Raw genomic sequence first — 18,239 nt, 5'->3', positions numbered from 1 at the left:
AGGGGATTTTCGCCATACGCCCTTATCTTATTTGGAGCCTGCCGTGACAGATAAGCCCGCTATCGAGCTTGTCGGCATCGATAAGAAATTCGGTGCCGTCCATGCCAACAAGGACATCAACCTCACCGTTGCCAAGGGGACGATCCACGGCATCATCGGCGAAAATGGCGCCGGCAAATCGACGCTGATGTCGATCATCTATGGTTTTTACCACGCCGACAGCGGTGAGATCCGCGTCAACGGCAATCCCGTCACCATCCGCGACAGCCAGGCAGCGATCGCCACCGGCATCGGCATGGTGCACCAGCATTTCATGCTGGTCGACAATTTTACGGTGCTCGAGAATATCATGCTCGGCGCCGAAGGCGGCATGCTGCTGGCGAGAGGCGTTGCATCGGCCCGCGCCGAACTCAAGCGGCTGGAAACGGAATACGGCCTCGAGGTCGATCCGGACGCGCTGATCGAAGAACTCCCGGTCGGTCTGCAACAGCGCGTCGAAATCCTGAAAGCCATGTATCGCGGCGCCGAGATCCTGATTCTCGATGAGCCGACGGGCGTGTTGACGCCGGCTGAAGCCGATCACCTTTTCCGTATCCTCAAGGTGCTGCGCGACCAGGGCAAGACGATCATCCTCATCACCCACAAGCTGCGCGAGATCATGGCGATCACCGATACGGTCTCGGTCATGCGACGCGGCGAGATGGTCGCCACCCGCAAGACAGCGGAAACGACGGTGGAAGAGCTTGCCGAACTGATGGTCGGCCGCCGCGTGCTGTTGCGCGTGCAAAAGGGCGAGGCGAATCCAGGCGCCGCCGTGCTCTCCGTCCGCAATCTCTCGGTCAAGGACAATCGCGGCGTCACCATGGTCGATAACGTCTCCTTCGAGGTGCGCGCCGGCGAAATCGTCGGCATTGCCGGTGTCGCCGGCAATGGCCAGTCCGAATTGCTGGAGGCAATTGCCGGCATTCGCAAGCCCGCCTCCGGCGAAATCCTTCTCGACGGCCAGACGATCGACAAGGCCGATCCCGCCCGGCTGCGCGAACTCGGCCTCGCCCATATTCCCGAGGACCGCCATCATATGGGCCTGGTCCTGAAATTCGAGGAATACGAAAATTCCGTGCTCGGCTATCACCGCCGCCCGGGCTACAGCCGCGGCCCGCTGCTCGATCTCGAAGCGATCCGCAGGGATGCGATGGAGAAGATCGAGAAATACGACATCCGCCCGCCGAACCCGCGGCTGAAGACGGCGAATTTCTCCGGCGGCAACCAGCAGAAGATCGTCGTCGCCCGCGAGATCGAACGTGATCCGAAGATGCTGATCATCGGCCAGCCGACGCGCGGCGTCGATATCGGTGCCATCGAATTCATCCATCGCCGGATCATCGAAATGCGCGATGCGGGTAAGGCGATCCTGCTCGTCTCCGTCGAACTCGATGAAATCCGCTCCCTTTCAGACCGTATCCTTGTCATGTTTGCCGGCCATGTCGTCGGCGAGAAGACGCCCGATGCCGGTGAACAGACCCTCGGCCTGATGATGGCCGGCATTGCCGCGTGAGGCCTTTATGAGCACTGCTTCCGTTCCGCTGCCAAACTGGATCAATTACGGTCTGATCCCACTCTTGAACCTCATTGTCGCCTTCCTGATCTCAGGCTTCGTCGTCTGGCTAATCGGCGAGAGTCCGCTCGGTGCGCTGTCGCTGCTGATCGAAGGCGCCTTCGGCAGCGGTGAGGGCATCGGCTTCACGCTGTACTACGCAACGAGTTTCATTTTCACCGGCCTCTCCGTGGCTGTCGCCATCCATGCTGGCCTGTTCAACATCGGCTCGGAAGGCCAGGCCTATGTCGGTGGGCTGGGCTGCGCACTGGTGGCACTGGCGCTCGATCGTTACGTGCCGTGGTATGTGACGATGCCGATCGCCGTTGTCGGAGCCGGCCTCTTTGGCGCCGCCTGGGCCTTTATCCCTGCTTTCCTGCAGGCCAAGCGCGGCAGCCATATCGTCATCACCACGATCATGTTCAACTATATCGCCGCCGCCCTGATGGTGTATCTGCTGGTGCACGTGCTGATCGTGCCGGGTAAGATGGCGCCGGAAACCCGCACTTTTCTCGAAGGCGGGCAATTGCCGAAGCTTGGTTGGATCATGCAGATGTTCGGCGCCAAGCTGGGTGCTGCGCCGTTCAATGTTTCCTTCATCATCGCCCTTCTTGCCGCCTGGTTTGTCTGGGTACTCATCTGGCGCACCAAGCTTGGATTCGAGATGCGCACGCTGGGCGTGAGTTCGACGGCGGCAGCCTATGCCGGCATTCCCTATGCGCGTATCGTTATCATTGCCATGCTCATTTCCGGCGCGCTCGCCGGCATGATGGCGCTCAATCCCGTCATGGGTTCTTCTGCCCGCTTGCAGGTGGAGTTCGTCGGCGGCGCCGGCTTCGTCGGTATCGCGGTCTCGCTGATGGGCCGCAACCATCCGCTCGGCATCATCTTCTCCGCCATCCTTTTCGGCATTCTTTATCAGGGCGGCGACTGGATCTCCTTCGAGATGCCGAACATCACCCGTGAGATGATCCTGGTCATCCAGGGTCTGGTGATCCTGTTTGCCGGCGCTCTGGAATACATGTTCCGGCCAGCCATGGTGCGCATCTATCAACAGTTCAAGCGAGCCTGAGGAGCGGACGATGGATTATTATGACATCTTCATCAGCGTTCTGAGCTCGACGATCCGCCTGTCGATCCCGCTGATCTTCACCGCCCTTGCCGGCCTGTTTTCAGAACGCGCCGGCATCTTCGACATCGGTCTCGAGGGCAAGATGCTGGGCTCGGCCTTCGCCGCCGCCTGTATTGCCTATCTCACCGATTCGGCCTGGCTGGGTCTCGGCGCCGGCATCGTCTGCTCGGTGGCCCTCAGCCTGGTGCATGGCTTCGCCTCGATCACCAACCGCGGCAACCAGATCGTCTCGGGCGTGGCCATCAACTTCTTCATCGCCGGCATCACCATCGTCCTTGGCCAGGCCTGGTTCGGCCAGGGCGGGCGCACGCCGCAGCTCTCGCCGGATGCTCGCTTCGCGCCGATCATTCTGCCGGGCGCCGATGCCATCCGCGACATACCGATCCTCGGCCCGCTCTATGCCAATGTCATTTCAGGCAACAATATCCTCACCTATCTCGCTTTCCTCGCCGTGCCCTTCTCCTGGTGGGTGCTTTACCGCACGCGCTTCGGCCTCAGGCTGCGCGCCGTCGGCGAAAATCCGGGCGCTGTCGATACGGCTGGCATCTCGGTCGCCTGGCTGCGTTATCGAGCCGTCATGTGCGCCGGCATCCTCTGCGGTTTCTCCGGCACGTATCTAGCGATCGCTCAGTCCGCTGCCTTCATCAAGGACATGTCGGCCGGCAAGGGCTATATCGCGCTCGCCGCCCTCGTCTTCGCCAAGTGGAAGCCGGTGCCGGTGATGTTTGCCTGCCTGCTCTTCGGCTTCCTCGATGCGCTGGCGAATTTCATGCAGGGCAAACAGGTGCCGCTGATCGGCGAGGTGCCGGTTCAGGTCTTCCAGGCGCTGCCCTATATTCTGACCTGTATCCTGCTTGCCGGCTTCATCGGCGTCGCCATCCCGCCGAAGGCCGGCGGCGTGCCCTACACGAAGGAACGTTGATCATGTCCCACGACCTGTTCGAAGCCGCCCGCGGCGCCATGGCTTTTGCCCATGCGCCCTATTCGAAATTTCCCGTCGGTGCCGCGATCCGCGCCGAGGATGGCAAGGTCTATAGCGGCGCCAACATCGAAAACCTCTCCTTTCCGCAAGGATGGTGCGCCGAACCGACGGCAATCAGCGCCATGATCATGGGCGGCGCCAGGAAGATCGTCGAGATGGCCGTTATCGCCGAGAAGCTGCCGCTCTGCCCGCCCTGCGGCGGCTGCCGCCAGAAGATCTCGGAATTCGCCTCGAAGGACACGAAGATCTATCTCTGCGATGAGGCGGGCGTGAAGAAGACCATGACGATGGAAGAGCTGCTTCCCTTCAGCTTCGAGACCGAACTCGGATGAAGGCGACGGTCAGCCTGCTCGCCGCATTGCTCGGCGGCATCAAGCCGCGCCATGGCATCGTGCTCGGCTCTGGTCTCGGCTCGCTCGTCGGAGCGGTGGACGGTGCCGTCCGCGTTCCCTATCGCGACCTGCCGGGCTTTCCCGTCAGCGCCGTCTCTGGCCATGCGGGCGAAGTCGTCGCCGGCCGTCTCGGCGGCGAACCCGTGATCATGCTCTCCGGCCGGGTGCATTATTACGAGAAGGGCGATGCCAATGCCATGCGACTGCCGCTCGAGGTACTGAAGGCGCTCGGTGTCGAAGCGTTGATCCTGACCAACTCGGCCGGATCGCTGCGCGACGACATACCGCCCGGTTCGGTGATGCAGATTACCGATCACATCAATTATTCCGGTATGAATCCGCTGATCGGCGAGGAAAGCGATCATCGTTTCGTCGGCATGACCAATGCCTATGATGCCGGCCTGGCCGCGGCAATGCAGAAGGCAGCGGCAAAGCTCAAGATCGAGCTGGCGCAAGGGGTCTATATGTGGTTTTCCGGTCCGAGCTTCGAAACGCCGGCCGAAATCCGCATGGCGCGCATCCTCGGCGCCGATGCCGTCGGCATGTCGACGGTGCCGGAGGTCATCATTGCAAGAATGCTGGGTCTGAGGGTTGCCGCCGCTTCCGTTATCACCAACTATGGGGCGGGCATGACCGGCAACGAACTCAGCCATGAAGAAACCAAGGACATGGCGCCCGTCGGCGGCGCCCGTCTCGCCGCCATATTGAAAGAGATGATTGCGGCCAGTACAGGATGATTTTAGGCCGGGTCGGCCTAAAATCTGAATCCTGTTCTACATCAAACAGCGAGAGCATGATGTCGTGAGAAAACCGCCCACACTTTTCGGCATGATGCTCTAGAGGAAGTGAAGATGAATAGCCATTCCATCCGGGAAACGGCGGCGGTCGCCCTTTCCCTACTCGATCTCACCAATTTGAAAGATGATTGCACTGCGGCGCAGATCGACGTGCTTTGCGCCCGCGCGCAGACCCCCTATGGCAATAGTGCGGCGATCTGCATCTGGCCGCGCTTCGTCGCTCAAGCCCGCAACATCCTCGGCACCGACCATGCCGTGCGGATCGCCACCGTCGTCAACTTCCCCTCGGGTGACATGGAAGTGGCCGATGTCGCCGCCGAAACCCGCGAGGCGATTGCCGACGGCGCCGACGAGATCGATCTGGTTATCCCCTACCGCAAGCTCATAGCCGGCAATGAAAAGGCCGTGACCGATATGGTCAAGGCGGTGCGCGCCGAATGCGCCGGACCCGTCCTGCTGAAAGTCATCATCGAGACCGGCGAGTTGAAGGAGGCGGCATTGATCCGCCGCGCCTCCGAGCTTGCCATCGACGCCGGCGCCGATTTCATCAAGACCTCCACCGGCAAGGTCGCCGTCAACGCGACGCTCGAAGCCGCCGACATCATGATCCGCGCCATTCGCGAAAGCGGACGCAAGGTCGGCTTCAAGCCGGCCGGCGGTATCGGCTCGGTGGCCGATGCCGCCCTCTATCTGAGCTTGGCCGAAACCATCATGGCGCCGGACTGGGCGATGCCGTCGACCTTTCGCTTCGGCGCGTCCGGCCTGCTTGACGATATCCTGGCGGTTCTGAGCGGAGCACAGTCTGCATCAGCCGTGGCGTCGAGCTATTGAGATGATTCCGCAGGAAATCATCCGGCGTAAACGCGATGGCGAGGAATTAGGTCTCGCCGATATCAACACCTTCATCGCGGCGCTCGCTGCCGGCCATCTGTCGGAAGGCCAGATCGGCGCATTCGCCATGGCCGTCTGGTTCAAGGGCATGTCGCGGGCCGAAACCGTCGCCCTGACGCTGGCGATGGCCAATTCCGGCGATCGGCTGAAATGGGCTGACATCGACCGCCCGATCGCCGACAAACATTCGACCGGCGGTGTCGGCGACAATGTTTCGCTGATGCTGGCCCCGATCACTGCCGCCTGCGGCCTTGCCGTACCGATGATATCGGGGCGCGGCCTCGGCCATACCGGCGGCACGCTGGATAAGCTCGAATCCATTCCAGGCTATAGGATCACCCCGGATGCGGACCTGTTCCACAAAGTCGTGAAGCAGGCGGGATGCGCCATCATCGGCCAGACCGGGACCCTGGCGCCAGCCGACGGCAGGCTTTATGCCGTGCGCGATGTGACCGCCACCGTTGATTCCATTCCCCTCATCACCGCCTCGATCCTCTCGAAGAAGCTTGCTGCCGGGCTTCAGACGCTGGTGCTCGACGTCAAGGTCGGCAACGGCGCCATCATGGCCGACCGCGCCCAGGCCGAGAGCCTGGCGCGATCGCTGGTCGAGGTTGCCAATGGCGCCGGCATCAAGACCTCGGCGCTGATCACCGACATGAACCAGCCGCTCGCCGATAGCGCCGGCAATGCCGTTGAAATGCGCAACTGCCTGGATTTCCTGGCGGGTGGGAAGGCGGACACCCGGCTTCAGACCGTCGTACTTGCCTTCGCCGCCGAAATGCTGGTGAAATCAGGCATTGCCACTTCACCTGACGAAGCTCAAGGGATGGCGCGTCGGGCCCTGTCATCGGGAAAGGCGGCGGAGGTCTTCGGGCGCATGGTCTCCATGCTCGGCGGTCCGGCCGATCTCGTCGAAAATCCCGACAAATATCTGGCCAGAGCGCCGGTGGAAAAACCTGTCCTGGCCGGCCGGCCCGGCTGGCTTTCCGCCTGCGATGCCCGCGGTATCGGCGTCAGTGTCATCGATCTCGGCGGCGGAAGGCGTCATCCCCAGGACCGGATTGATCACCGCGTCGGCTTCTCCGGATTGCTGCCGCTTGGCACCCGCGTAGAGGCCGGCGAGCCGATCGCGGTGGTTCACGCCGCCGATGAAGCGGCGGCGGAAAAGGCAGCAGCCGCGATTGCAGCGCACTACCGCATCACCGAGGACAAGCCGCAGCAGTCGCCGGTAATTTCGGCCAGGATCTGATGTGGTTTACTGCTTGAGGCTGAGCGAACCGTCGGCGACGGAATAGGAGGCGAGTTTCCGCAGGAAGCTCATGCCGACCAGCGTCGTCGTCAGCGCATCGTCCTTGAGGACAAAGGCCTCGACCTCGCGCACGCGGATGCCGCCGATTTCGACCCGGTCGAGCATCACATGCGCCGCCTTCGTCTGGCCGTTGGCGGTGTTCACCCCATAGTGGAAATCGAGCTGGTTGCCAGTGTAGCCGAGCCGGCGGGCAAGCGTCTCGTTGAGTGCGACATACGTGGCGCCGGTATCGATCAGGCCCTGCACCGGCTTGCCGTTGATCTTGAAGCTGCCGGTATAGTGACCCTGCGCATCTGCCTGCAGACGGATGGCATTGCTGGCGGAGACCGGCGCGGTGGCGGCGGGCTTGTCGCTTTCGGTCGATAGGTAATTGGCGGAGAGGGCGTCGGCAGGCTGCTGGCCGGTGTTCTCGAAGAAGGAAGGCGCCTGTGTGGCCAGCACCGCGGCGATGCTGGCGAATATGACGGTACGCACGAGCATGAAACAGAAATCCTTCCTGTATAAACCCGGCTTCATGCAGGGCCTCATGCTTCCAGCTTGCTAAGCCTCAAATCCTGATAAGTCGCTAAGATCGATAGAAAAAAGGCCCGGACGAACGATCCGGGCCCTAAACTCTTTCGATTTGGTAAAGGAAGGCTGAAACTATTTGGTGCCGTACATGCGGTCGCCGGCATCGCCGAGGCCGGGCATGATATAACCCTTCTCGTTGAGGTGGCTGTCGATCGAGGCGGTGAAGACCGGAACATCGGGATGCGCGGCGCGGAAGTTGCGGATCCCTTCCGGGGCGGCGAGCAGGCAAAGGAAGCGGATATTGTGAGCGCCGCGCTCCTTGAGTTTGTCGATCGCCGCAATCGACGAATTTCCGGTTGCCAGCATCGGGTCGACGACGATGATCAGGCGCTCGGCCACATCCTCCGGCGCCTTGAAGTAATATTCGACCGGCTGCAGTGTCTCGTGGTCGCGATAGACGCCGATATGCGAGACCCGGGCGGAGGGCACGAGATCGAGCATGCCTTCGAGCAGTCCGTTGCCGGCGCGCAAGATCGAGGCGAAGACCAGCTTTTTGCCCTCGAGGATCGGCGATTCCATCGTCTGCAGCGGCGTCTCGATCGTTGCCATCGTCAGTTCGAGATCGCGGGTCACCTCGTAACAGAGCAGCGTCGAGATTTCGCGCAGCAATCGCCGGAAACTTCCCGTCGATGTCTCCTTGCGCCGCATGATGGTGAGTTTGTGCTGCACCAGCGGGTGATCGATGACTGTAACGCCGTCCATGGGGAAGCCTTTCATTCTTTCTATCGAATGTTTCTCCACGGAAATCGGCCCGACTGCAAGAGTGGAGGCCAATTTGCGTCGATCATCCCCAGCCTCTTAGGGCCCCACATTTAGCCCTTAAAGCCGGGCGAGCAGGGCCTTGCGCGTGTCTTCGTCGACGAAGGCCGCCTCGATCGCCGTGCGCGTCATGGCATCGATCTCGGTGTTGCTGAAGCCGAAGGCCCCCGCGGCGAGTTCATATTCCCGCGCGAGCGAGGTGTGGAAGAATGGCGGGTCGTCCGAGCTGATCGTCACCCGGACGCCTGATTCCTTCAGCCGGCGCAGCGGATGCGAAACGAAATCGGGAAAGACCTTAAGCGCAATATTGGAGCCCGGGCAGACCTCGAGCACGGTGCCGAGATCGGCAAGCCGCTTCACCAGATCCAAATCCTCGATGGCGCGCACGCCATGACCGATACGCTGGGGGCGCACGGCATCGAGCGCGTCGGCGACACTGAAAGCCCCGCAGACCTCGCCCGCATGGATGGTGAGCCCCAGGCCGGCATCCCGGGCGATATCGAAGGCCCTGATATAGTCGGCGACACGCCCCATGCGCTCCTCGCCGGCAAGGTTGAAGCCGGTTATCAAAGGATTGCCGGCCTTGGCCGCGTATTCGGCCGCACCGATGACACTCTCCGGACCAAAGTGCCGCTCGCCGGTGACGATCAGCCGGGCCTCGATGCCGCTCTTTTCCCTGGCTCGCCGGATACCTTCGCAGATGCCTGAGATATAGGCATCGGCACCGAGCCCGATGCGTTTGCCATGGTCGGGGGAAACGATGAGTTCACTGTAGATCGTATTGATGCCGGCAAGTTCGTCGAGATAGGTTTCGGTCAGAAGCGCATAATCCTCCTCGGTCCTGTAGACCTCGGAAACCTTGTCGTAACATTCGAGGAAGCTCGCGAAATCATGCCAGACATAGGCGCCATCGCGAAGCTCGCCGCTGATGTCGACGCCGTATTTGCGTGCCTGGGCGTCGGTCAGAGCTGGAGGAGCCGCACCCTCCAGATGGCAGTGCAGCTCGACCTTCTTCAAATGCGATGTCACAGAAAACTCCTTCCATGCGGTCCGGCCGGAATGCCGAGATGACGCGCGATGCTCTCGCCGATATCGGCATAGCTGCGGCGCACGCCGATCGACCGCGACCGGATGCCGGGGCCATAGGCGATGACCGGTACGCGCTCGCGCGTATGGTCCGTGCCGCGCCAGGTCGGGTCGCAGCCGTGGTCGGCGGTGAGCACGACGAGATCGCCCGGCTTGAGTTTCTTGTGGACTTCGCCCAGGCGTGCATCGAAGGCTTCGAGTGCCGCGGCATAACCCGGCACATCGCGACGATGGCCGTAAATCATGTCGAAATCGACGAAATTGGTGAAGACGAGATCGCCGTCCTCGGCCTCGTCGATGGTGGAAAGCGTCGCATCCATCAGCGCCTCGTTGCCGGTCGCCTTGATGACCCTGGAGATGCCCTGATGCGCGAAGATGTCGCTGATTTTTCCCACAGCATGCACGTGCCGGCCGCGCTCGATCAGCCGATCGAGCAAGGTCGGTTCCGGCGGCAGCACGGAAAAGTCGCGCCGGTTTCCGGTGCGGTGGAAGGTCGAGCTGGACAGACCGACGAAGGGCCGGGCGATTACGCGGCCGATATTGTAGCGATCGAGCATCCCGCGAGCCAAACGGCAGAAGGCGAGCAGGCGATCGAGGCCGAAATGCAGCTCATGCGCCGCCACCTGGAAGACCGAATCCGAGGAGGTGTAGCAGATGGGCTTGCCGGTGCGGATATGCTCCTCGCCGAGCCGGGCGATGATCTCCGTTCCCGAGGCATGGCAGTTTCCGAGAATGCCGGGCACGCCGGCCTCTTTACACAAAGCCTCCAGCAGCTCCGGCGGAAAGGCGTCGCCCTCCGTCGGGAAATAACCCCAATCGAAACTGACGGGTGTTCCCGCGATTTCCCAATGGCCTGACGGCGTATCCTTGCCGCGGGAGATTTCGCTGGCGGCGCCATAAATGCCGTAGATCTTCTCGGGAACGGGCATGCCGGCCGGGAACCGGCCCGAGGCGGAGCGCGCGATCTGCATCAGCCCGAGTTCCGACAGGTTGGGCAGGCAAAGCGGCCCGCTGCGCAATCCAGCGCGATCTCCCGCCCCGGCCGCGCAGAACTCGGCGATATGGCCGAGTGTATCGGCACCCTCGTCGCCATAGGCCGCCGCATCCGGGGCTCCGCCAACGCCGAAAGAATCCAGAACGAAAAGAAAGGCACGCGCCATTTTGCACCCGAAAAGCCAGTCGCCAGCCTCTGGAATGTCAGAGGTGATGAAGATTCAGCCATATAATGCTGCGGCCGGCTTGGCAAATTCGAGTTGGGGAACAGGTGTCAGCAGTCGCCGCAGGCTATCGATTCGCCTTGCCGCTGGCGGTAGAAGAAACTGCGGCTGATGGTAATCGTGCGCATGCCATCCGGCATGAAGTTCGGCGCAAACAGGAACATCGTATAGGGGATGCTGAGCTCGGTGCGAACGAGGAAGCTGTCCGCCGTCTTCATATCAGCCGGCACATTGCTCACGACGGTGTTTTTGGCGTAGGGCACCGTCCCGTCCTGCGCCCAGGACCACAGCACCTTGGCATTAGTGCCGGCGTCGATGGTAATGCCGGTGATCTTCAATGTCAGCGATGTCGTGTTATAGGGCACGAAAATCGAGTTTGCGACCGACGGCATCTGCGCGAGCACGCTCTTCGTGACGGATTGCTGCTGGGTGACGAGGTCGGCGATCGAACCTGCGGCGCGTGTCACCCGCTTGCTGACGCTGAGGCCGACCGTGATCTCGAAAGCGCCGATATAGAGCATGACGAGCACGGGAAAGAGGATGGCGAATTCGATCGCGCCGGCGCCCTTGCGCTCTCGGATGAGCCGCCGCGCCGTCAATACCAGCCTGGTGAACGGGTTGAGAAGCGCCATTATGGATACTGCTCGTTCTGGAAGGCCGCGGTGGCGACGATCAGATAATCCTTCGGCATCGAACCGTCGGAGGGCCGTATCGTCGTAATATAGGGCCGGACCAGATCGGTGATGATTTCCCAGCGGTAGTAGGCGCGGACCATGTTGATGGTGCCGGCGCCGCCCGGTGCGTATTTGAACGCCGCCGTATTGAGGTCAGCATATCTGGCGGTGGAAAGCTTGGGGATCGTCGCCGGAATGGCCGAGAAGGTACTGAACGTCTGCACGTCGACGTAGAGCTTGCTCGGCGTAGCCACTTCGCTCGTCGAGCAGCGGACCAGTATCGAGATCTCATTGCAGAAAGCCTGGCGGAACTGCGTCTGGGTCATATCGGTCGTGCGGCCGAGATTATAGGTAATCTGCCCGGTGCGCATCTTGCGGCTCATCGTATCGACGGCGTTGGAGACGAGTTCCTCGGCAGCAAAGGCGACGAAGGTTTCGAGGATTGCGAAAATCACCAGGAAATAGGGAATGGCGAGTAAGGCGAATTCGATCGCCGCAGCCCCCTCACGTGAGCGGGCGAGAGCGCGAAACCGCAAGAAACGGAACGGCGCTGCGGAGTGCGCCTTTTCCGTTTTCTGATCAATTACCGTCATTGCCTGGACCCGAGCGACATTCTCTGTCCGCCACACTAGGATCCGTTCGTTGATTTTCCGTTTCAGTCTGACGCGACGATTTTAACGAATGGCCCAAGAAGTGCGAGAATCCGATCAGGGCGAGGTGGTGCCGGTCGCCGCCTGCTGCGCATGCTGCTCGCAGTTCGGCGTGCAGGACAGCACGGAGCGTTCGGTCTGCCGGTAGACGCGCACCGTATTGCCCTCATCGATCGACACCAGGATACGCTCGTCGAGGATCGCATTGCCGTCGGCATCGAGCAGCACCAGATTGGTGGTGCCGAAGCTGCGCCCTGTGAGGACGATGGTCTTGGCATCGGCGACGGTCGCATCGGCGACCTTGGCATTGCCGACGATGACCTTGCTGACGGGGCGGTCGAGCTTCAATACGCGCGCGTGATCCATATAGACGCGCAGCATGTCATCGTCTGCGGCCGCGGAAATTCCCGATATACCGAAAACGGCGATCATGCCGGCAAAGAAAATTGTTTTGCCGCTCGATGACATTTGGTCCTCTTTCACGATCACAGCGCAATATCGCCATAGAATGGAAAAAAATGGTGAACGAAGCCTTAAGCCAGCAACTTTGTTCCGGAATGAAGCGCGATGATCCGATTTGGTACGACCTTTGGAAGTGCGCGCGACGGTTGGAGGTCAGGCCTGTGCTATTTCTAGATGAATGCAGCTGATATAGCAGGAATATTGTTAAATATTGAGGTAAGCCCGTAAGAAAATACTTACTCTACAGAGGCATGTTGTCTCGTTCAAATCTCGTTAACTCTTTTCCTTAAGTAGATGGAAACGCCCATTCGCTAGGTTGCAGTCATCCGATCAACGGCAACAGTTGGCGGACGTGCTGAACATCAACTGGAGTTAGGAGTAACCATGACCAAGCTTTTTAGCCGTTTTCTGAAGGACGAATCCGGCGCGACCGCCATCGAATACGGCCTGATCGCCGCTCTCATTTCCGTAGCGCTCATCACCGGCGCAACGGCGCTCGGCGGCAAGATCGGCAACACGTTTAACGGCTTGAGCACCAAGATGGATGGCGCTCAGACCGCAAGTGGCGGCTAATAAGCTGCCCTGTAACGGGATACTGACCGGATTTGCTTCGGTCGTATATCGAGCGGGCTCACAGGCTGAACGGCCGTGAGCCTTTTCGTATCTTACTATGATCGGGTATGCTCATGATCGCAGCTGCAGTCTTCGTGATACTGCCACTCTGCCTAGCCATGGCCGCCTTCTCGGATCTGTTCACCATGACGATCCCGAATCGGGTTTCCCTGATCCTAGCCGTCTCCTTTCTCGTCCTCGCGCCGCTGTCCGGTCTTGCAATTCAAACGATCGGCATGCATCTCGCCGCCGCTGCCATCGTCTTTTCCGCCTGTTTCGCTCTTTTTGCCTTAAATGTGATGGGCGGCGGTGACGCCAAGCTGTTGAGCGCCACCGCACTCTGGTTCGGCCTGAACCAGTCCCTTCTTTTCCTGATGACCGACGTCGCCATGATCGGCGGCCTGATCACCTTGCTGATCCTGATGGCGAGGGCGCAATCGGATACCATCCTCGCCTTTGGCTTGCCGGTGCCGAACTCGATCCTCATCGCCAAGAAGATTCCCTACGGCATTGCGATCGCGATCGGCGGTTTCATGGCCTTCCCTTCCTCGCCGCTGTTCATCGCGGCGCTGGAAAGCCTGAAATAACGGCATTTTAAATGCCCGTTAACTTAAAATGTAAGCGTTCCATTAACCATAATTATACCAATTGCTGAGCATTCTGCAGGGCGAACATATCGTGCCCTGGGGAATGATCGATGAAACCGGCCCGCCTTATAATCCTAGCTGTCGCCCTGGTGGCAGCCGGCCTCGCCGGCTTCCTGGCGATGCAAATGGCGGGCAGTGGCGGTGTCGTCACCCAGGTTCAGTCGGTCATCGAGAAGGAACCGACCGTCAACATCCTCGTCTCCAGCACCAACCTGGCTGTTGGCGAGAGGCTGAGCGACCAGTCGGTTCATTGGATAGCCTGGCCGCAGGGCGGCGTCGTCGCCGGCCTGATCACCGAAGCCGACAAGCCGGATGCAATCAAGGATCTGCAGGGTGCCGTCGTGCGTCTGCCGATCTTCGAAGGTGAACCGATCCGGCCGGAAAAGATCGCCGATTCCAACAGCCGCATCCTTTCCTCGCTGTTGCCGGCGGGCAAGCGCGCCGTCGCGACCGAGATATCGGTGGCAACCGGTGCCGGCGGTTTCATCCTGCCGAACGACCGCGTCGACGTCATCATGGTCCGCAAGGGCACCGAGGCCAATAAGCTCATCACCGAAACCGTGCTGAGCAACGTCCGTGTCCTCGCTATCGACCAGCAGATCCAGGAAAAGGACGATGGCTCGAAGTCGGTGGTCGGCACGACCGCCACGCTCGAACTCACGCCCGATCAGACGAAGGTGCTCGCTGTCGCCCAGCAGATGGCGGACCGGCTGTCGCTGGCGCTGCGCTCGGTTGCCGATGCGCAGGAGCAGGATACCAGCGCCGCCGACTATCTGCTGAGCGGCGATAACGGCAGTGCGATCATCCAGGTCATCAAATCCGGCGCCATCGTTACCGATGCCGGCGTAGCGCCGAAGGCGGAGTAAGAGGACGTGCACATGGGCAATTCAAAGCGGCGCGCCGGGCTTCTCCTGACAGGTTGCCTCTCACTGGCCGTCGGCGTCTCGGGTATTGCGCCGGCCTCTTTCGCGCCGCTTTTAGGATCAGGCGAGGCGCGTGCCGATTCCGACAATCTCATCCGCATCTCACAGACCGGCCGTGATGCCCACCGCCGGCTGAAGCTCGGGCTGAACAAGGCCGTTGTCGTCGATCTGCCGGAGGATGCGCATGATATCCTCGTCTCCGATCCGACCATGGCCGATGCCGTCACCCGCACCTCGCGGCGCATTTACCTGTTCGGCAAGAAGGTCGGACAGACGAACATCTTCGTCTTCGGCGCCGGTGGGCAGGAGATCGTCAATCTCGACATCGAGATCGAGCGCGACGTTTCCGGCCTCGAAGTCAATCTCCGCCGTTTCATTCCAGACTCCAACATCAACGTCGAAATCGTCTCCGACAACATCGTGCTGACCGGCACCGTGCGCACCCCGCAGGATGCCACCCAGGCGGCCGATCTGGCGCAGGTCTTCCTGAAGGGCGGCGAGGCGACGACCAGAACCGAGACCGCGTCAGGTACCGGCGGCGACAGCTCGGTGGCGCTCTTTGCCGAAGGCCGACAGGCCTCGCAGGTCGTCAACCTGCTGCAGATCGAGGGTGAGGACCAGGTCACCCTCAAGGTGACGATCGCCGAGGTCCGCCGCGAGGTGCTGAAGCAGCTCGGCTTCGACAATCTGGTGTCCAATACTTCCGGCATGACGGTTGCCCAGCTCGGCAGTCCCAATGCCGACAGCGCCACAGCGACGGTCGGCGGCGGCCTGGCGGCGCTCTTCAAGAGCTCGATCGGCAAATACGACATTTCCACCTACCTCAACGCGCTGGAGCAGGCCAAGGTGGTCAAGACGCTGGCCGAGCCGACGCTGACGGCAATATCGGGCCAGGCCGCGACCTTTAATTCCGGCGGCCAGCAGCTTTATTCGACGACCGATAATAACGGCAACGTCACCGTCGTGCCGTTCAATTACGGCATCAACCTCGCCTTCAAGCCGGTGGTACTGTCATCGGGACGCATCAGCCTGGAGATCAAGACCAACGTCTCCGAACCAGTGGCCGGCAGCGGCAACGCCACTTATCAGCGCCGCTCGGCGGAGACTTCGGTGGAACTGCCCTCGGGCGGCTCGATCGCGCTGGCCGGTCTGATCCGCGATAACGTCTCGCAGACGATGGGCGGCACGCCCGGTGTTTCGAAAATCCCGCTGCTCGGTACCCTCTTCCGTCAGAAGGGTTTCGAACGTCAGGAAACCGAGCTTGTCATCATCGCGACGCCCTATCTGGTGCGCCCGGTTGCGCGCAATCAGCTCAATCGACCGGACGATAATTTCAGCCCCGAGAACGACGGTGCGACCTTCTTCCTCAACCGTGTCAACAAGGTCTATGGCCGCCGCGAGGCGCCGGTCGCCGATGCGCAGTTCCACGGCTCGATCGGGTTCATCTACAAATGAGCGGAGCAGGATCGGCAGCAATGGACGAGAACAGAGATCAGGCGATGGCCCATATGAAATCGACGACACCCCGCCGCGGAATCTCAAAGGCCTTCCTGGCCGCCGCCGGCGTTTCGGCGGTGATCCTTTCGGGATGCGCCGGCCCGCACGACCAGCTGACAACAGGCGGTATTCCGGACGACTATCGCGCCCGCCACCCGATCATCGTCACCGAAGCGGAACAGACGGTCGATATACCCGTGGCTTCCACCGATCGCCGCCTCACCATCGCCCAGCGCGACCTCATCCGCGGTTTTGCCGCAAACTACATGGCCCGCGCCTCGGGTCCGGTTTACGTGCTGTCGCCGCAAGGCTCGCCGAATTCGGCGGCGGCCTATCAGCTGCGCAATCAGGTCCGTGCCGAGCTGGCGTCAAGGGGAATCGCGAGCTCGAAAATCGTCAACACCTCCTATGCCGCGGTAGGCCCCGGCGATGCGGCGCCGATCCGGCTGAGCTTTACCGGCACCACCGCAATCACCACCCAATGCGGTCAGTGGCCGAAAGACATCTCGAACGATTTCACCAACCAGAATTATTATAATTTCGGCTGTGCCTCGCAGAACAACCTCGCCGCCCAGATCGCCAATCCGGAGGATCTGGTGGCGCCCCGCGGCATGACGCCGATCGACGCGCAGCGGCGCAACAACGCGATCCAGGAATACCGGACGACGACATCGACGATCGAGGGTGTCGGCGGCACCGACAGCAGCTTCTGAGACGGAACGGGACGATGAGCGCCATCGAATACGAAATCAAAAATCCGAGCGAGCTTCGCCACGCCGAGGAGGCGGTGCGCATGGCCGATCTGGAGAACATGCGGCCGCTGCCACGCATTTCCGTGCATGCCTTCTGCGAGAGCGAAGCGCTGCAGCAGGTCATGGAACGTTGCGCCAATGATCGGCGGATGGCCAAGGTCAGCTTGCGCATTACCAGCGGTGGCATCGCCGCCGCCGCCAATATGTTTTCGGGCGCCCCGACGCCGAACCTGATCATCTTGGAGACCAAAGCGAATTCCGGGAGCCTCCTCGGTGAACTGGCGCCGCTGGCCGCCGTCTGCGACCCGACGACCAAGGTCGTCATCGTCGGCTATTACAATGATATCGGGCTCTATCGCGAACTCATCCGTAACGGCATTTCCGAATATATGGTCCAACCGATCGCCATGCCCGATGTTCTGACGGCAATGGCTTCGATCTTCGTCGATCCGGAAGCAGAACCGCTCGGCCGCAGCGTCGCCTTTATCGGCTCGAAAGGCGGCACCGGCGCTTCCACAATCGCGCATAACTGCGCCTTCGGCATTTCCAATCTCTTCTCCACCGAGACGATCCTGGCCGATCTCGACCTGCCCTATGGCACGGCGAACATCGATTTCGACCAGGACCCGGCCATGGGCATCGCCGAAGCGGTCTTCGCGCCCGATCGTCTCGACGAGGTTTTTCTCGACCGCCTGCTGACGAAATGCTCCGAGCATCTTTCCCTGCTTGCTGCACCCTCGCTGCTCGACCGCGCCTACGACTTCGACGGCCAGGCTTTCCAGCCGGTGCTCGATGTCCTGCAGCGCAGCGCGCCCGTTACCGTGCTCGACGTTCCGCATGCATGGTCGGAATGGACGCGCTCGGTGCTGTCGAGCGTCGACGAAGTGGTCATCACCGCGGTTCCCGATCTCGCCAACCTGCGCAATGCCAAGAACATGCTGGACGCGCTGCGCAAGATGCGACCGAACGACAAGCCGCCGCATCTGATCCTCAATCAGGTCGGCATGCCGAAACGCCCGGAGATTTCACCGTCGGATTTCTGTCAGCCGCTGGAGATCGATCCGATCGCGATCATCCCCTTCGACATCAACCTTTTCGGCAACGCTGCCAATAGCGGCCGGATGATCTCGGAAGTCGACCCGAAATCGCCGACGGCGGAGACCTTTTCGCAGATATCGCACATCGTCACCGGCCGTGTTGCGATCAGGAAGGCGAAGAAGGGCGGCCTGCTGGGCCTCCTGAAGCGCAAGTAGACGATGAGCAATTCCAGCACGTTTTACGTCCGGAATTGCG

20 protein-coding genes are annotated in these 18,239 nt (G+C 61.2%); 13 read left to right on the top strand and 7 right to left on the bottom strand.

Annotated elements, in window-relative coordinates; translation table 11 throughout:
• The first annotated feature begins 43 nt into the window (after positions 1 to 43).
• From FFM81_RS20145 to deoA, 7 genes are all read left to right on the top strand, one after another.
• Complete coding sequence (locus tag FFM81_RS20145; protein ID WP_003571099.1) at positions 44 to 1,555, top strand: ABC transporter ATP-binding protein; 1,512 nt, start codon at positions 44 to 46, stop codon at positions 1,553 to 1,555.
• Between the two features lie 7 nt (positions 1,556 to 1,562).
• Positions 1,563 to 2,666: an ABC transporter permease gene (locus tag FFM81_RS20140; RefSeq protein ID WP_003571098.1), complete on the top strand. Its 1,104-nt coding sequence runs from the start codon at positions 1,563 to 1,565 to the stop codon at positions 2,664 to 2,666.
• 10 nt (positions 2,667 to 2,676) lie between these two features.
• On the top strand, positions 2,677 to 3,648 hold the full coding sequence (locus tag FFM81_RS20135) for an ABC transporter permease (RefSeq protein WP_025417494.1): 972 nt from the start codon (positions 2,677 to 2,679) through the stop codon (positions 3,646 to 3,648).
• 2 nt (positions 3,649 to 3,650) lie between these two features.
• Complete coding sequence (locus tag FFM81_RS20130; protein ID WP_025417495.1) at positions 3,651 to 4,040, top strand: cytidine deaminase; 390 nt, start codon at positions 3,651 to 3,653, stop codon at positions 4,038 to 4,040.
• Positions 4,037 to 4,837 carry a purine-nucleoside phosphorylase gene (locus FFM81_RS20125; RefSeq protein ID WP_003571095.1) on the top strand — a complete coding sequence of 267 codons (801 nt, stop codon included), beginning with the start codon at positions 4,037 to 4,039 and terminating at the stop codon, positions 4,835 to 4,837. The genes FFM81_RS20130 and FFM81_RS20125 overlap by 4 nt, the downstream gene beginning before the upstream one ends.
• Before the next feature lie 114 nt (positions 4,838 to 4,951).
• Positions 4,952 to 5,728 carry a deoxyribose-phosphate aldolase gene (deoC, locus tag FFM81_RS20120; protein ID WP_003571094.1) on the top strand — a complete coding sequence of 259 codons (777 nt, stop codon included), beginning with the start codon at positions 4,952 to 4,954 and terminating at the stop codon, positions 5,726 to 5,728.
• A gap of 1 nt (position 5,729) precedes the next feature.
• Positions 5,730 to 7,037, top strand: coding sequence for a thymidine phosphorylase (deoA, locus tag FFM81_RS20115; protein ID WP_003571093.1), 1,308 nt, complete (start codon positions 5,730 to 5,732; stop codon positions 7,035 to 7,037).
• Between the two features lie 6 nt (positions 7,038 to 7,043).
• Here deoA and FFM81_RS20110 read toward each other — a convergent pair whose 3' ends face one another.
• The 7 genes from FFM81_RS20110 to FFM81_RS20080 form a co-directional block, all read right to left on the bottom strand.
• Positions 7,044 to 7,613: a TIGR02281 family clan AA aspartic protease gene (locus FFM81_RS20110; protein WP_003571092.1), complete on the bottom strand. Its 570-nt coding sequence runs from the start codon at positions 7,611 to 7,613 to the stop codon at positions 7,044 to 7,046.
• 126 nt (positions 7,614 to 7,739) lie between these two features.
• Positions 7,740 to 8,369 (bottom strand): uracil phosphoribosyltransferase, encoded by a 630-nt coding sequence (gene upp, locus FFM81_RS20105; RefSeq protein ID WP_003571091.1) that lies wholly within the window; start codon positions 8,367 to 8,369, stop codon positions 7,740 to 7,742.
• A 117-nt stretch (positions 8,370 to 8,486) separates the two neighbouring features.
• Entirely contained in the window at positions 8,487 to 9,455 is a 969-nt protein-coding gene (locus tag FFM81_RS20100; RefSeq protein WP_003571090.1) for an adenosine deaminase, read from the bottom strand.
• Positions 9,452 to 10,672 carry a phosphopentomutase gene (locus FFM81_RS20095; RefSeq protein WP_003571089.1) on the bottom strand — a complete coding sequence of 407 codons (1,221 nt, stop codon included), beginning with the start codon at positions 10,670 to 10,672 and terminating at the stop codon, positions 9,452 to 9,454. Before FFM81_RS20095 ends, FFM81_RS20100 begins: the two co-directional genes overlap by 4 nt.
• A 107-nt stretch (positions 10,673 to 10,779) precedes the next feature.
• Entirely contained in the window at positions 10,780 to 11,361 is a 582-nt protein-coding gene (locus tag FFM81_RS20090) for a TadE/TadG family type IV pilus assembly protein (protein WP_003571088.1), read from the bottom strand.
• Positions 11,361 to 11,996, bottom strand: coding sequence for a TadE/TadG family type IV pilus assembly protein (locus tag FFM81_RS20085; RefSeq protein ID WP_138386124.1), 636 nt, complete (start codon positions 11,994 to 11,996; stop codon positions 11,361 to 11,363). The genes FFM81_RS20090 and FFM81_RS20085 overlap by 1 nt, the downstream gene beginning before the upstream one ends.
• A gap of 114 nt (positions 11,997 to 12,110) precedes the next feature.
• Positions 12,111 to 12,521, bottom strand: a complete 411-nt coding sequence (locus FFM81_RS20080; RefSeq protein ID WP_003571086.1) for a pilus assembly protein N-terminal domain-containing protein — start codon at positions 12,519 to 12,521, stop codon at positions 12,111 to 12,113.
• 378 nt (positions 12,522 to 12,899) lie between these two features.
• Here FFM81_RS20080 and FFM81_RS20075 point away from each other — a divergent pair, with 378 nt between their 5' ends.
• The 6 genes from FFM81_RS20075 (at position 12,900) to FFM81_RS20050 (ending at position 18,199) form a co-directional block, all read left to right on the top strand.
• Complete coding sequence (locus FFM81_RS20075; RefSeq protein ID WP_003571085.1) at positions 12,900 to 13,088, top strand: Flp family type IVb pilin; 189 nt, start codon at positions 12,900 to 12,902, stop codon at positions 13,086 to 13,088.
• A gap of 113 nt (positions 13,089 to 13,201) precedes the next feature.
• Positions 13,202 to 13,714 carry an A24 family peptidase gene (locus FFM81_RS20070; RefSeq protein ID WP_003571084.1) on the top strand — a complete coding sequence of 171 codons (513 nt, stop codon included), beginning with the start codon at positions 13,202 to 13,204 and terminating at the stop codon, positions 13,712 to 13,714.
• A gap of 110 nt (positions 13,715 to 13,824) precedes the next feature.
• Positions 13,825 to 14,640 (top strand): Flp pilus assembly protein CpaB, encoded by an 816-nt coding sequence (cpaB, locus tag FFM81_RS20065; RefSeq protein ID WP_003571083.1) that lies wholly within the window; start codon positions 13,825 to 13,827, stop codon positions 14,638 to 14,640.
• Between the two features lie 12 nt (positions 14,641 to 14,652).
• Positions 14,653 to 16,152, top strand: coding sequence for a type II and III secretion system protein family protein (locus FFM81_RS20060; RefSeq protein ID WP_128398443.1), 1,500 nt, complete (start codon positions 14,653 to 14,655; stop codon positions 16,150 to 16,152).
• Positions 16,149 to 16,907, top strand: coding sequence for a CpaD family pilus assembly protein (locus FFM81_RS20055; RefSeq protein WP_138386125.1), 759 nt, complete (start codon positions 16,149 to 16,151; stop codon positions 16,905 to 16,907). The genes FFM81_RS20060 and FFM81_RS20055 overlap by 4 nt, the downstream gene beginning before the upstream one ends.
• Positions 16,908 to 16,921: 14 nt before the next feature.
• Entirely contained in the window at positions 16,922 to 18,199 is a 1,278-nt protein-coding gene (locus FFM81_RS20050; RefSeq protein ID WP_025417500.1) for a CpaE/TadZ family protein, read from the top strand.
• Positions 18,200 to 18,239 lie beyond the last annotated feature (40 nt).

The organism is Rhizobium hidalgonense (genome assembly GCF_005862185.2).
GTDB lineage: Bacteria > Pseudomonadota > Alphaproteobacteria > Rhizobiales > Rhizobiaceae > Rhizobium > Rhizobium hidalgonense.
The sequence above is the reverse complement of the archived record's forward strand: the minus strand, read 5'-3'. Positions and strand labels throughout refer to the sequence as shown.

What these genes read in the sequence shown, in the direction of transcription:
- FFM81_RS20060 (WP_128398443.1), top strand. Translation starts at nt 14,653, where the DNA reads ATGGGCAATTCAAAGCGGCGCGCCGGGCTTCTCCTGACAGGTTGCCTC.
- FFM81_RS20110 (WP_003571092.1), bottom strand. Translation starts at nt 7,613, where the DNA reads ATGAAGCCGGGTTTATACAGGAAGGATTTCTGTTTCATGCTCGTGCGT.
- deoA (WP_003571093.1), top strand. Translation starts at nt 5,730, where the DNA reads ATGATTCCGCAGGAAATCATCCGGCGTAAACGCGATGGCGAGGAATTA.
- cpaB (WP_003571083.1), top strand. Translation starts at nt 13,825, where the DNA reads ATGAAACCGGCCCGCCTTATAATCCTAGCTGTCGCCCTGGTGGCAGCC.
- FFM81_RS20090 (WP_003571088.1), bottom strand. Translation starts at nt 11,361, where the DNA reads ATGGCGCTTCTCAACCCGTTCACCAGGCTGGTATTGACGGCGCGGCGG.
- FFM81_RS20135 (WP_025417494.1), top strand. Translation starts at nt 2,677, where the DNA reads ATGGATTATTATGACATCTTCATCAGCGTTCTGAGCTCGACGATCCGC.
- FFM81_RS20075 (WP_003571085.1), top strand. Translation starts at nt 12,900, where the DNA reads ATGACCAAGCTTTTTAGCCGTTTTCTGAAGGACGAATCCGGCGCGACC.
- FFM81_RS20080 (WP_003571086.1), bottom strand. Translation starts at nt 12,521, where the DNA reads ATGTCATCGAGCGGCAAAACAATTTTCTTTGCCGGCATGATCGCCGTT.
- FFM81_RS20050 (WP_025417500.1), top strand. Translation starts at nt 16,922, where the DNA reads ATGAGCGCCATCGAATACGAAATCAAAAATCCGAGCGAGCTTCGCCAC.
- FFM81_RS20130 (WP_025417495.1), top strand. Translation starts at nt 3,651, where the DNA reads ATGTCCCACGACCTGTTCGAAGCCGCCCGCGGCGCCATGGCTTTTGCC.
- FFM81_RS20085 (WP_138386124.1), bottom strand. Translation starts at nt 11,996, where the DNA reads ATGACGGTAATTGATCAGAAAACGGAAAAGGCGCACTCCGCAGCGCCG.
- upp (WP_003571091.1), bottom strand. Translation starts at nt 8,369, where the DNA reads ATGGACGGCGTTACAGTCATCGATCACCCGCTGGTGCAGCACAAACTC.
- FFM81_RS20125 (WP_003571095.1), top strand. Translation starts at nt 4,037, where the DNA reads ATGAAGGCGACGGTCAGCCTGCTCGCCGCATTGCTCGGCGGCATCAAG.
- deoC (WP_003571094.1), top strand. Translation starts at nt 4,952, where the DNA reads ATGAATAGCCATTCCATCCGGGAAACGGCGGCGGTCGCCCTTTCCCTA.
- FFM81_RS20095 (WP_003571089.1), bottom strand. Translation starts at nt 10,672, where the DNA reads ATGGCGCGTGCCTTTCTTTTCGTTCTGGATTCTTTCGGCGTTGGCGGA.
- FFM81_RS20070 (WP_003571084.1), top strand. Translation starts at nt 13,202, where the DNA reads ATGATCGCAGCTGCAGTCTTCGTGATACTGCCACTCTGCCTAGCCATG.
- FFM81_RS20140 (WP_003571098.1), top strand. Translation starts at nt 1,563, where the DNA reads ATGAGCACTGCTTCCGTTCCGCTGCCAAACTGGATCAATTACGGTCTG.
- FFM81_RS20055 (WP_138386125.1), top strand. Translation starts at nt 16,149, where the DNA reads ATGAGCGGAGCAGGATCGGCAGCAATGGACGAGAACAGAGATCAGGCG.